This is a genomic window from Pseudomonas sp. NPDC087817 (assembly GCF_044742875.1).
Lineage (GTDB): Bacteria > Pseudomonadota > Gammaproteobacteria > Pseudomonadales > Pseudomonadaceae > Aquipseudomonas.
The window spans coordinates 66825-79676 of record NZ_JBIUVJ010000008.1; the positions used below are offsets into that span (position 1 = coordinate 66825).

Annotated in this window: 8 protein-coding genes; 5 read left to right on the forward strand and 3 right to left on the reverse strand. The window is 59.6% G+C overall.

All coding sequences use genetic code 11. From position 1 onward, the window contains the following. Positions 1-48 precede the first annotated feature (48 nt). Entirely contained in the window at positions 49-1341 is a 1293-nt protein-coding gene (locus ACIONG_RS09935; RefSeq protein ID WP_401298693.1) for an MFS transporter, read from the forward strand. A gap of 12 nt (positions 1342-1353) precedes the next feature. Then, a complete protein-coding gene (locus ACIONG_RS09940; RefSeq protein ID WP_212809356.1) occupies positions 1354-2124 on the forward strand; it encodes a substrate-binding domain-containing protein in 771 nt (256 codons plus the stop codon). Here the strand turns inward: ACIONG_RS09940 and ACIONG_RS09945 are convergent. The 3 genes from ACIONG_RS09945 to ACIONG_RS09955 all read right to left on the reverse strand — a co-directional run bounded on the left by ACIONG_RS09945 (position 2114) and on the right by ACIONG_RS09955 (position 4195). Then, entirely contained in the window at positions 2114-3028 is a 915-nt protein-coding gene (locus tag ACIONG_RS09945; protein WP_103305856.1) for a LysR family transcriptional regulator, read from the reverse strand. The genes ACIONG_RS09940 and ACIONG_RS09945 overlap by 11 nt on opposite strands. A gap of 124 nt (positions 3029-3152) precedes the next feature. Beyond that, positions 3153-3578, reverse strand: coding sequence for a hypothetical protein (locus tag ACIONG_RS09950; RefSeq protein WP_401298698.1), 426 nt, complete (start codon positions 3576-3578; stop codon positions 3153-3155). A gap of 116 nt (positions 3579-3694) precedes the next feature. Then, entirely contained in the window at positions 3695-4195 is a 501-nt protein-coding gene (locus ACIONG_RS09955; protein ID WP_401298701.1) for a hypothetical protein, read from the reverse strand. 244 nt (positions 4196-4439) lie between these two features. On the opposite strand from ACIONG_RS09955, the gene ACIONG_RS09960 reads away from it, so the two are divergent. The 3 genes from ACIONG_RS09960 (at position 4440) to ACIONG_RS09970 (ending at position 12739) form a co-directional block, all read left to right on the forward strand. Then, positions 4440-6248: a monovalent cation:proton antiporter-2 (CPA2) family protein gene (locus ACIONG_RS09960; RefSeq protein WP_401298704.1), complete on the forward strand. Its 1809-nt coding sequence runs from the start codon at positions 4440-4442 to the stop codon at positions 6246-6248. A 181-nt stretch (positions 6249-6429) separates the two neighbouring features. Next, the gene (locus tag ACIONG_RS09965) at positions 6430-11556 is read left to right on the forward strand and encodes a hypothetical protein (protein ID WP_401298707.1); all 5127 of its coding nucleotides are present in this window, start codon (positions 6430-6432) and stop codon (positions 11554-11556) included. Between the two features lie 823 nt (positions 11557-12379). Beyond that, positions 12380-12739, forward strand: a complete 360-nt coding sequence (locus ACIONG_RS09970) for a DUF6124 family protein (RefSeq protein ID WP_401298710.1) — start codon at positions 12380-12382, stop codon at positions 12737-12739. Positions 12740-12852: the final 113 nt, after the last annotated feature.

Sequence of the window (12852 nt, forward strand, 5' to 3'; positions counted from 1 at the left end):
CGCCGCCCTCCCGTAGCGCACGTCATAAAAGCGGTGGAGTACTTTTCTATGACAGCCTCAATCCCACACGGCGGCTCGCGGGCCGGCGCCATTTTCCGGGTGACCTCGGGCAACTTCCTCGAACAGTTCGACTTCTTTCTGTTCGGCTTTTACGCCACGCAAATCGCGGCGGTGTTCTTTCCGGCGAGCAGTGAATTCGCCTCCCTGATGATGACCTTTGCCGTGTTCGGCGCAGGCTTTTTGATGCGTCCACTCGGGGCCATTGTGCTCGGTGCCTACATCGACGACGTCGGCCGGCGCAAAGGGCTGATCGTCACCCTGTCGATCATGGCCAGCGGCACGATATTGATTGTGCTGGTGCCCGGTTACGAATCCATCGGTCTGTTGGCCCCGGCGCTGGTGCTGATCGGGCGCTTGCTGCAAGGCTTCTCCGCCGGCGCGGAATTGGGTGGGGTGTCGGTGTATCTCTCGGAGATCGCCACGCCGGGCCGCAAAGGTTTCTTCACCGCCTGGCAGTCGGCCAGTCAGCAAGTGGCGATTATCGTCGCCGCCGCGTTGGGCTACGCCCTGAACGCGTGGATGGCGCCGGATGTGATTGCCGACTGGGGCTGGCGGATTCCGTTTTTCGTCGGTTGCATGATCGTGCCGTTCATCTTTTTCCTGCGGCGCAATCTGGCGGAAACCGAAGAGTTCGCCGCACGTAAACATCGCCCGAGCATGAAGGAAGTGTTCCGCACCCTTGGCCAGAACTGGGTGGTGGTGCTCGGCGGGATGTTGATGGTCGCCCTGACCACGACCGCGTTCTACCTGATCACCGTGTACGCGCCGACCTTCGGCAAAACCGTGCTGCACCTGAGCACTTCTGACGCGTTGCTGGTGACGCTGTTGGTCGGTGTGTCGAACTTCTTCTGGCTGCCGATTGGCGGCATGCTGTCCGACCGTATCGGGCGTCGTCCGGTACTGATCGCCATGTCGCTGCTGGCGTTGGCCACGACCTATCCGGCGCTGTCGTACCTGGTGCAGGCGCCGAGCTTCAGCCACATGTTGCTGTCGCTGTTGTGGCTGTCATTTATCTACGGCTTGTATAACGGCGCGATGATTCCAGCGCTCACCGAAATCATGCCGGTGGAGGTCCGGGTCGCCGGTTTCTCCCTCGCCTACAGCCTGGCCACGGCGATTTTTGGTGGTTTCACGCCGGCAATGTCGACCTTCCTGACCCAGTACACCGGCGACAAAGCTGCGCCGGGTTACTGGATGAGTGTCGGCGCGCTGTGTGCCTTGTGCGCCACTCTTTATCTGTACCGCCGTGCCGGTGGTCGTCTGCAACCTGTCGCGGCCTGAGGAAAACTCGCCATGAAAAAACTGTTTACTGTCACCGCCCTGCTCGCCGGTCTGGCGTTCAACCTTGCGGCCCAGGCCGAAGAATTGAGCGTGATGACCTCCGGGGGCTTCACTGCCGCCTACAAGATTCTCGGACCCAAATTCGCCGCCAGCACCGGCAACACACTGACTACCAGCCTCGGCCCGTCGATGGGCAAAGCCCCCGAAGCGATCCCCAATCGTCTCGCGCGCGGTGAACACGCCGACGTGGTGATCATGGTCGGCTACGCTCTCGATGACTTGATCAAACAGGGCAAGGTCGACCCGGCCTCGCGGGTTGAACTGGCAGATTCGCGGATCGGTCTGGTGGTGCGTGAAGGCGCACCGAAACCGGACATCAGCAACGTCGAAGCGCTCAAGCAAACCCTGCTCGGCGCGCAGTCGGTGGCCTACTCCGACAGCGCCAGCGGCGTGTACATCGAGCAGCAGTTGTTCAAGAAACTGGGGATCGAAGATCAGCTGAAACCGAAGGCCAAAATGATTCCGAAAATCCCGGTCGGCTCGGTGGTCGCCACGGGCGACTATCAGTTGGGCTTTCAGCAAGTCAGCGAGTTGTTGCCGGTGCCGGGGGTGAGTTTTGTCGCGAAGATTCCAGAGTCAGTGCAGTCGGTGACGCGGTTCGCGGCCGGGATTCCGGTGGGTGCGCAACATCCACAAGAAGCCAAGGCGCTGCTCGCTTACCTCGCGGCGCCTGCCGCCCAGACGGACGTGCAAGCCACCGGGCTGGATTCGGTCAAGCGCTAAGAGTCGGCGGCTGGACTTTCATGGCCACCACCAGCCGCTCCAGTTCCAATGCCGCCGGGGTCAACGTACGATCCCGGCGCTTGATGATGCCGACACTGCGCATCACCTGCGGGTCGGTCAACGGCACCCGCGTCAGGATCGGATGATCCGGCCCCGGCATTGCCATCAGTGGCACCGCTGCCACGCCCAACCCCGCCTCCACCAGACCGATCATCGTTGTGACGTGGCGGGTTTCGCAGATACTCGGACGCTGCGGCACCACACTGCTCAATGCCTGATCGAGCAGAAAACGGTTGCCGGAGGTCTTGTCCAGCGAGATGTAATCCTGCTGATAAAACTCGTCCCACGTCACGCTGCTACGCCCGGCCAGCGGATGATCACGGCGACAGGCGACCACGTAGCTTTCCTGCACCAGCGGTTCGAATTCGACTTTGGCTTCCTGAGTGCCCATGAAACTCAAGCCGAAATCGGCCTCACCATTGACCACCGCACTCAAGACGTCGTGGGCGCTGGAGTCGAGCACTTTGACTTTGATTCGTGGAAATTGCTGGTGATAACGCGCAACGACGCGAGGCATGAAGTAGTACGCGGCGGACGGCACGCAAGCGACGGTGACGTGGCCCAGACGGGTCGAGGCGACTTCGCTGATGCCGAGCAACGCCACGTCGAGGTCATCGAGCAGTCGTTCGACGCTGGGCATGAAAGCGCGTCCGGCCTGGGTCAGGCTGACTTTGCGCGTGGTGCGCTCGAACAGTTTCACGCCGAGGGCGTCTTCGAGCTTTTCGATGCGTCGGCTCAGCGCCGGTTGCGACAGGCGCACCGTGTCGGCGGCCTTGCGGAAACTGCCCTGCTCGACCACCGCGCGAAAGGCTTGCAGGTCGTTGAGGTCGAAGTTGATGGCCATGGGCGGACTCGGAGATTGATTCGCAGAGGTTATAAATGTAACCAATTGATGCAATTTGTTACAGCCTCGCCGCGCAGTAAAAACCCGCCACTAGGGCGGGTTTGGGTCATGCCGCGTCAGGCCATCAGCGACGGCGGAAACAGGCTCTGTCACTCCAGCCACTCACCGCCAGACAGTTGGGCTCGACCTGCAATTGCAGATCCTCGAACATCGCCGCCAGCTCTCCGGGACCGTGCTCGGCCTGCCACTGCACCTTCAGTAAACGCGTGTCAGGGGCGACGTCGAACCACTGAATTTCCTCAGCCGATCCATGCGTGCGCAGGCCAAGTTTCTGCAAGGGACTGGCGCCGGTATAAGGCAGCGTCAACCGCGCCTGACTCGAGTCGGTCCAGCTCTGCTGCCGAGTCGATCCATCGGCAAACTGCCAATACACGTCGACCGGTTTGATCGGCGGCGCGGGGATCGGATCGTAATGGAATAGCTCGATCAGGTAGTGATTCTGGATACGGCCTTGCTCATCCTCGGGTAAAAATCGTTGCGCATCGGCCAATCTATCTTCCTGCGGCGTGTCGACCACGATGGATTGAAGCTTGGGTTTTTTCCAGTTGAAGCTGAACAGACGCGTGTCGGGCGAGACCTCCAGCCATTGTTTGGGCGCGGTGTCTTTCAGGGCACTGAAGCCGATTTTGCGAATGGTTTTCTGTGGATCGTAGGCAGCCAGAGTCTGGCCGGGACGCCGGCTTCCAACGGCAAAGGACCGCTGACGCCATGGTCGAACTGAAAATAGACAAAACCCGGTTGGACCTTTGGCGCCTCACGCAAACGGGCATGGCGCATCTCTAAAAGATAGTGATCGCGCCATACACCAGCGCGCTCATCCGGATAGTGCGTGGCATTCTCTTCCAGCTGCGCCAGGCTGATTTCCCCGGGCTCTTCAAAAGCCAGCGCCTCGGCGGGTTGCGTACTGGCCTGGCTTTCCAGCGTCACGACGTCATCCTCGACGTACCACTTGCCGTTGGCCATGCCGCTGGCGGAACCATATTCGACGCCAGCCTTGAACGTGCCGTCTGCCTGCAACAGCAACTCGGCGCCCATTTCCATGACGCCGGACAGGTAGTAATGCCCGGGCAGTGTCGAGGATTCGGCGTTGGCGTCAATTGCGGTCATACATACAAGCCCGGCACACAGCAGGGTTCTAAAATCCATTCCGGAGAAGCTCCTTGTAACGTCACGAAGTATCGAGATGAACCTGACGCTTCGGCTGCACCTTGCGTCGGGGCCCGCACGATACCACCGGACGTGCGCCGCGTGATCAGTGCAACCCGTTCTGCGGCGGGATCTTCAGTGGATCTTGAATCGATTCAGCCCTTATCCTTGTCGCCCCCGCCGTACCGCTGTCAGGAGTCAATCCATGCCCCATGAAGGCAATCTGTTGCAAGCCGCTGTCGTGTTTCTGTTCGCCGCGGTGCTCACCGTGCCCTTGGCCAAACGTCTGCAATTGGGCGCGGTGCTGGGTTATCTGTTTGCCGGGGTGATCATCGGCCCGTCGGTGCTGGGCCTGATCGGCAATCCGCAAAGCGTCGCGCATATTTCCGAACTGGGCGTGGTGTTGCTGCTGTTTATCATCGGTCTGGAGCTGTCGCCGCGACGCTTGTGGGTGATGCGCAAATCGGTGTTCGGCGTCGGTCTGGCTCAGGTGTTGTTGACGGCTTCGGTAATTGGCGTGCTGGCGTTGTCGGTGTTCGGCCAGCCGCTGAACAGTGCGATCGTATTGGGGCTGGGTCTGGCGCTGTCGTCCACCGCGTTTGGCCTGCAAAGCCTTGCCGAGCGCAAGGAACTGACCAGCCCCCACGGGCGCCTGGCGTTCGCCATTCTGCTGTTTCAGGACATCGCCGCGATTCCGCTAATTGCATTGGTACCGATGCTTGCCGGCGGTGATCACACCACCAGCAATGCCGAGAGTCTGAATCACGGTTTGCAGGTACTCGGCGGGATCGCCGTGGTGGTGGTCGGCGGGCGTTATCTGTTGCGCCCGGTGTTCCGCGTGGTGGCGAAAACCGGCCTGCCGGAAGTGTCCACGGCCACGGCGTTGCTGGTGGTGATCGGCACGGCGTGGTTGATGGATCTGGTCGGTGTGTCGATGGCGCTGGGGGCGTTTCTTGCCGGCCTGCTGCTGGCGGACTCGGAATACCGCCATGAACTGGAAGCGCAGATCGAGCCGTTCAAGGGCCTGCTGCTGGGGTTGTTTTTCATCAGTGTCGGCATGGGTGCCAATCTGAGTCTGCTGCTCAGTGCACCGATCACCGTGTTGGGGCTGACGCTGCTGTTGATCGGCCTGAAACTGCCGCTGTTGTTTGTGGTGGGACGCCTGGCCGGCGGCTTGAACAGAATCAGCGCAATTCGCCTCGGCATCGTCCTCGCGGCGGGCGGTGAGTTTGCTTTTGTGGTGTTCAAGATCGGTCGCGATCAGGGTCTGTTCGAACCGCGCCTGTACGACTTGCTGGTGCTGACCATCACCCTGTCGATGGCGCTGACGCCGTTGTTGCTGTTGATTTGCGCACGGCTGGTCAGCCCCAAGGTACAGCCCGTGGAAGTGCCCGAGAAATTCCGCGAGATCGACACCGAAACCCCGCGTGTGGTGATCGCCGGCATGGGCCGGATGGGCCAGATCGTCGCGCGGATTCTGCGCGCGCAGAACATCAGGTTCGTCGCGCTGGACACCTCGGTGGAAACCATCGAACTGTCGCGCAGCTTCGGCGGGGTGCCGGTGTTCTATGGCGACCCGATGCGCCCGGAAATCCTCAATGCGGCCAAGGTTGGCGAAGCGGAATATTTCGTGATTGCCACGGATGACCCGGAGACCAACATCAAGACCGCCGAGGTGGTACGCAAGCTCTACCCGCGCATGAAAATCATCGCCCGGGCGCGCAACCGTCAACACGTCCACCGCTTGGTCGATGTCGGCGCGGAGGCGATTCGGGAAACCTATTATTCGAGCCTGGAAATGAGCCGACGCACGCTGGTCGGTCTCGGCTTGACCCAGGCGCAGGCCGATGCGCGGATCAAGCGCTTCAAGCACCACGACGAACAAGTGCTGGAGGCGCAACACGCGGTGTACGACGACGCCACCAAAGTCCTGCAAACCGCCCAGGAAGCCCGGGCGGAGCTGGCACGGTTGTTTGAATCGGATCAACTGGAAGAAGAATCGCGCAAAATCTGAGCCCTTCCCGGGCCAGCTCCATGTAAGAGCTGATGAAGGCTGCGATCTTTTAACCTTCGCTTTTTGGTAATGACCGTTCGTCGAAAAACCCTCCGCACCTGTCAGATCTGACAGGTGCGCATTCCGCCAATCCCACGTTCAATCACTCCGTCGCCCCCACCATCGACCGGAGCCCGCCGCCATGACCACGTCCCAACACCCGCTAGCCCTCAAACCGCTGTACTTTCCCGCGCTGGTCGCCTTGAATCCCGCCGAGCATTACAGCGGTGGCATTCCCATCCGGGCGGTGGAAGACGATCTGCAAGGCATCATTCCCGCCTGGTTCAACATGAACATTGGCGACAAGGCCGAGGTGTTCTGGGGCAATGCCAATTCGGCGATCTGGAGCAAGACCCTCGATCTCGATATCGAACTCAACAAAGACCTGTCGTTCACCATTCCCAAAGCCCACGTGCTCGACGGCGAGGCCAAGCCGGTGTTTTACCGGATCACCTACAAGAACCAGACGTCGGAAGATTCCAAACCCGAACTGATCCTGCTGGTCAAGCTCACGCGTCCCGGCGAATACGATGACATTCCCGGCGATGACGGCCACTCCGATCTGAAGTTTTCCCTCGACCATGACGAGGTCGATGAAACCCTGCCGGCCAAAGGCGTGACGATGCGCATCGTGCCCTACCGCAACCTCACCCGCTACGATCGCATCCTCGCCCGCTGGGGCAGTCAGCAGGTCACTCACGTTGTCACGCCGGAACAGGCCCTGGACCCGGCCCGCCATCCGATCGACGTGGTGTTCAGTCGCGCCGTGATCGAGACGGCGGGTGATGGCCCGGAAGTGGCGGTGGCTTATCAGGTCGTCGATCGCTGCGGCAACTACCCGGACGAGCGCGCGCCGTGGTCGGCCATTCGCAAAGTGCTGGTGGATCTGGGCGGCAATCGACTGAAGGAGCCCTTGGTGCTGGTCAAAGGCCAGCCGACCAACAGCATCAATCTCGACCAGCTCGGCGATGACGATGTGGTGGTTCTGGTCAATACCCCGGAGGCTGATTTCAAGGTCGGTGACAAGGTCTTCCTGACCTGGACAGGCACCCCGGCGCAAGGCTCGCAAATCATCGTCGGGCCACTTGAATCGCCCGTCAACTTCGTCGACCTCCCGCTCAAGTTTTCCATTCCCAATGCATCGGTCAGGGCCATCGCCAAGGGCAGCGCCTCGGTAGGCTACATCCGTCAGCGCAGCGGTGCAGCCGACCGTCCTTCGAAAAATGCCAGCGCCACGGTGATTGGTGACATCAGCCAACTGCGCGCCCCTACCGTGGACGAGGCCCCGGGTGGCAACTTGCCGCCGGAGACAACCTGGGCGACGGTGAACATTCCCTGGTATCCCGGTCGCAACAGCAGCGACCAGATCAATCTGATCTGGCAAGCCCAGGCACCGGGTGGTAGCACGGTCTATTACGAAGACCCGCGTCCGGTTGGCGACATCGCGGAAAACCAGCCCGTCCAACGCAACGTGAGCAATGCCGAAATCCGGCGCTTCAACGGCCTGAACGTCAAGGTTTTTTACATCGTCACCAACAGCGAAACCGCATTACTGAGCGTGCGCGAATCGCTGGTATTCCCGATGCAGGTCGGCGTGCCCTTGCCAACCTTTGACCGACCGGAAGTCGAAGGTGCAGACAATGATGCGCTTGATCCGGACAAGGTGCCGCCCACCGGTGCGACGCTGGTGGTGCCGTATTTGGGCACCCGCGACAAGGACCGCGTGACCTGGCGCTGGCGCGGTTCGGCCAGCGGCGGCAGCACCAGCGGCCATATCGACCTGATACCCGCCACCGCCGGCAAACCTGTGCGCATCACCGTAAACAAGCAATACGTGACGGCCAACCTCAACGGCACGGTGGTCGCCGATTACAGCATTCAGCGGGCGGGGGTGATGCTGGGGAATTCGCATGAATTGACGTTGCGTATTGGCGCGGCGCTGGATCTGGACGCGCCGAAGATCAAAGAGGCCAATGGCAGCACCAGCCTCAACCCGTTGGCGGCCAAGGACAGCCTGACTGCCATCGTCGACTACACCGGTATGGCCATCGGTGATGACATCATCGTCACCTGGACCGGTACGCCACCGAACGGCTCGGACACCTCCGCGAAAAAAACCGTGACCACGCTGGGACCACAATCGATCCCGCTGAAAAACGCAGTCGTGGCCTTCAACCTGGGCAAAGCGGTGACGGTGAGCTACACCGTGACGCGCGCGGGAGCGCCTGTGCCTTCGAAAGAGTTGGCGCTGACGGTGCTGGCGATTCCGCAAGAAGACCCGGCATTGGGCAAGCCCTTGATCACGCAAGCGGCGAACAACGGCGAGGGGCCGGAGCTGGACGTCAGAGCCTTGACCGCTAACGCGACGATACGCATCAACAGTTGGCCGCTGATTGCGCTCAAGCAATACGTCTGGTTGCGCGTGGAAGGCACCAACAAAGACGAAAGCAAATACGACAAGACGTTCTTGCAGCCACCGGGCTCACAGACCAACCAGGGGTGGGTCGACCAAGGCTATTACCTGCACCAGATCCCGCTGGCCGACCTGCAAAACCTGAAAGACGGCTCAGACCTGACCCTGTATTTCAAAGCCGGATTGGGGGGCAGCCAGGACGTGAATGAGGCGGTGAGTTTTCCTGTGCGGAAATATACCGTCAAGGTCGCCTTGGCCCAGCCGATCAAACCTTCCATTAAGGAAGCCCCGGGCAGCAGCAGCACACTGAACCCGATCGCCGCCAAGAATCGCTTGACCGTGTTGGTGCCGCACTACACCGGCATGGCCAGCACCGACCAGCTCAGCGTGACCTGGACTGGCGCTGCCAATACGCCGGCCGGTGGTTCGCACACCTCGGCGGCGGTATCCGTGGGCACCGTAGGCCAGAAAGAAATTGCGATTCCCAATACGGTGGTGGCCTTCAACCTGGGCAAGGCGGTGAAGGTGTTCTACACCGTCACTCGCAACGGTACGCCGACCAAATCCGTCGAATTTGCCTTAAACGTGCAGGTCATCCCGGCTGGACATGCAGAACTCACCAAACCGACCATCGATGGGGCCGCCGGAGATGTCCTGGATGTCACGGCCTTGCCGGCTGGTGGTAGTACTCGTATCGCCCGTTGGCCGCTGATTGCCGTGGGACAAACCTTGTGGTTACGGTATTTCGGGACCAACGCCGATGATACGGTTTACACCTCGGCGCCTTATGTGGCGACTCCATTGGCCCAGGGGGGGCTGCCCAATGGCCCAGGACCAATTACCCCCAACCTGCGCGGTTTGAAGGATGGCTCGTCACTGCGGGTGGAATTCAGGGTCGGGTTTGATCGCAATACCGATGAAACCAAGGCCGTGAGTTTTCAGCTGCGCTCCTACACAGTCAAGGTCCCCTTGGCAACGCCGATCAAACCTTCCATCAAGGAAGCCCCGGGCAGCAGCACACTGAACCCGATCGCCGCCAAGAATCGCTTGACCGTGGTGGTGCCGCAGTACGCCGGCATGGCCAGCACCGACCAGCTCAGCGTGACCTGGACTGGCGCCAACGGCACTCCGGCCGGGGGCTCGCACACCTCGGCGGCGGTACCCGTGAGCACCGTTGGCCAGAAAGAAATTGCGATTCCCAATACGGTGGTGGCCTTCAACCTGGGCAAGGCGGTGAAGGTGTTCTACACCGTCACTCGCAACGGTACGCCGACCAAATCCGCCGAATTTGCCTTAAACGTGCAGGTCATCCCGGCTGGACATGCAGAACTCACCAAACCGACCATCGATGGGGCGCCCAACGACGAACTCGATGCCATCGCCTTAGCCAACGGCGCACTCACCCGAGTTGCGCCATGGCCGCTGATCGCCGCGAATCAAAAGATCTGGCTGCGCTATGTCGGCACCAATGCAGATAATTCGGCATACAAAAAGACCACCTATGAAGGGGCCCCGTTGGTCGGTAGTGGCGTGATCCAAGGACCTTACCCAGCGACTCCCGTGGCCGATTTGCGCGGTCTTAAAAATAACACGACGTTGAACATCGAGTTTAAGGTGACCTTTGATGGCAGCACCGATGAATCCAAGGCCGTGACCTTCCCGTCGCGCGTCTACAACGTCAAAGCCGTGCAGGATGTGAAACCGGTAATCAGCACGGTGAAAGACTCCAAGGGTGAAGACATTCCGCATGAAGGTGGCACAGTCGATCCGAAGATCAAACTGACCGGCACCGCAGCATCGCTTCAGGAAGTCGAAGTCTTCGACAATAGGGCTTCAAAAGGTAAATACACGGCCAATACCGCTGGCATCTGGACCTGCGATATCACGCTGACCGGTATTGGTACTCGCACGCTCACTGCCAAGGCGCTGTACGGTACGGGGCAGGTATCGCTTGGCAGAATCTTCACCCTTTCCAATGCCATCAAGCCAACCATCACTTCGGTGAAAGACTCCAAGGACGTGGAGATCCCCGATAAAGGCACCACGGTCGATACCACCGTCAAGTTGACCGGCGGCGGCACACCGCGTCTGAAAGTCCAGATCTTTGATGGCACGACACCCAAAGGCATAGCGGAGGTGGGCGCCAGTAATGGCAGGTGGGAACTTGAAGTGCCAGGCCTGAACCTGGCAGCGCACAGCTTTACCGCCAAGGCGCTGTATGCTCCCGGGGAGATTTCCGTCGCCAGAACGCTGACCGTAACCACCCCACTTATCGTGGATACCTCACCGCTCACCCTCAACGGGTTTAACATTTCGATCACAGACGCTGGACTGAATTGGCCGCGCACCGGCGTCGACCCGGCCAACACAACAGCGGACCGCAAGGCGCAAGGCGGGGCCCTTCCTTACACATATAAATCTTCCGCCCCGCTAATCGCCTCTGTTGACTCGAATGGCATCATTAGAAGCGAAGGAAACGGGACAGCGACAATCACTGTAACCGATGCAGCCCACCAATCAAGGGAGATTCGTGTAACGACCAGCCGCGTCATCAGATTCATTTTCAGCAGGGAGCGCCGTGTGACTCGCGCACAATACAAACCATGGACAATGGAAGTCGGCGGCCGGCCCGTCAAACAATCCGAAGTCCGCCGCATCCTCGAAATCCTTACTGCCAAATTCACACCAGAAAACAACAACATTGCTGATAAGTACTTTACATGGAGTGATGAGGCACCATTTAGCAACACTGTATACAGTCTTTCCGCCGCCTACCCCTTGTTCACCCAACGAGATGACTTCTTGTCAGGCCAAGGAATGAAAGCCATAGCGTTGGTTGGACCGATGTTCCCGTAGAGCACTCAGCCACCGTCTCTCCCGACATAAGTTATTAAGGAAAAACGTTACCCACCTCGTCCACTTTCTCGTCAGGGGAAGCGGATGAGGCTTACCCCTAGAGTTGACGTTCTTTCGAAGCTGAGAAACCAACATAAGAGGCTATTGGACGGGGTAACGCTTTCCCAGGAATGTGAAGCCCCGGCTGATTGGCCCGACATAGGTTTTGTCGAGATGTTTTATCAAACCGAGCTCATCAAACCGGAGATCGACCACACGCACCGCCCGAGTTTTTTTTTGCGTGTCGGGACTAATACCAGTAAGTGATTCATGTAGCGCGAACAAAACATGTCAGGCCACCTCAAGGCCAGATCGAAACGGCATAAGCAAGCACAGCCCAACAGGAGGCCGAGCGAGCATGCCAAGGCCCCCCTGCGTGTGTTCCCAAAATATATCGATTGAAACAGGGCTGCGATCTTCTTACTTTTAAACACTCGCGTTTAAATGACACGCCAGGACACGTAATCAGGCTACACGACCTTGCGTAATTGCCTACAGCTACGCCAGAATCCACCGGCTTGTGCGCCTTGGGGGCGGGTTCTATTGTGGTGCGGTCGCTGACGAATCAGCGATCGGGTTTCGCAGCCCGGATCAATCAAGGCGCACAGCGCTCCCTATCGTTGCTCTCAAGATTTATTGCAACGGTGCTTCATGGCGGCTGTGCGCGGGATACCTTCGGGTATGCCGGGTTCCTTGATTCCCGGTCTGCGAACCTGCGTACAGCTGCCACCTCTCTTCGTTTCGCAGCGAAATGTGGCGGCTCCGACAATCAAGGAGTTTCACCATGATCAAACCAACACCCAACCCACCCGAAACCGATCTCACCTCCCCCTACGAATCCCTCGATTCGAAAAAACTCAACGACGCCGCCGACCGCGCGCTCGATCACTACCTCTGCCCGCCTGGGTCCACGCCACCGCCCCGTAGAACCCGCAGGATGTATGCCGTCACCGCCGACTTCAAAAACGAGGAGATGCTGGCCGATGCCTTCGAGACCCTTGCTTCAGCAAGAACCATCGCCAGTGACTTCGCCCACCTCTTGCCAGTGTCGCAACGCCGGACGTTGTTGGGGATTGCGCAGCTGATCATGCTCGGGGAGTTGGCGGTGAATCGGGTGTTGGATAATTTGCAGATTCCGGACTAAGCCCCAGCACAGAACACCTGTGGCGAGGGAGCTTGTCGAATCGTCGCACCGTCCCGCTCGACTGCGCAGCAGTCGTAAATCCTGAGTACGCGGTATTCCTGTAGGTTTGAATT

Excerpts from the sequence above, each read along its gene's own strand:
- ACIONG_RS09960 (WP_401298704.1), top strand. The coding sequence starts at position 4,440 with ATGCCCCATGAAGGCAATCTGTTGCAAGCCGCTGTCGTGTTTCTGTTC.
- ACIONG_RS09940 (WP_212809356.1), top strand. The coding sequence starts at position 1,354 with ATGAAAAAACTGTTTACTGTCACCGCCCTGCTCGCCGGTCTGGCGTTC.
- ACIONG_RS09970 (WP_401298710.1), top strand. The coding sequence starts at position 12,380 with ATGATCAAACCAACACCCAACCCACCCGAAACCGATCTCACCTCCCCC.
- ACIONG_RS09955 (WP_401298701.1), bottom strand. The coding sequence starts at position 4,195 with ATGACCGCAATTGACGCCAACGCCGAATCCTCGACACTGCCCGGGCAT.
- ACIONG_RS09935 (WP_401298693.1), top strand. The coding sequence starts at position 49 with ATGACAGCCTCAATCCCACACGGCGGCTCGCGGGCCGGCGCCATTTTC.
- ACIONG_RS09965 (WP_401298707.1), top strand. The coding sequence starts at position 6,430 with ATGACCACGTCCCAACACCCGCTAGCCCTCAAACCGCTGTACTTTCCC.
- ACIONG_RS09945 (WP_103305856.1), bottom strand. The coding sequence starts at position 3,028 with ATGGCCATCAACTTCGACCTCAACGACCTGCAAGCCTTTCGCGCGGTG.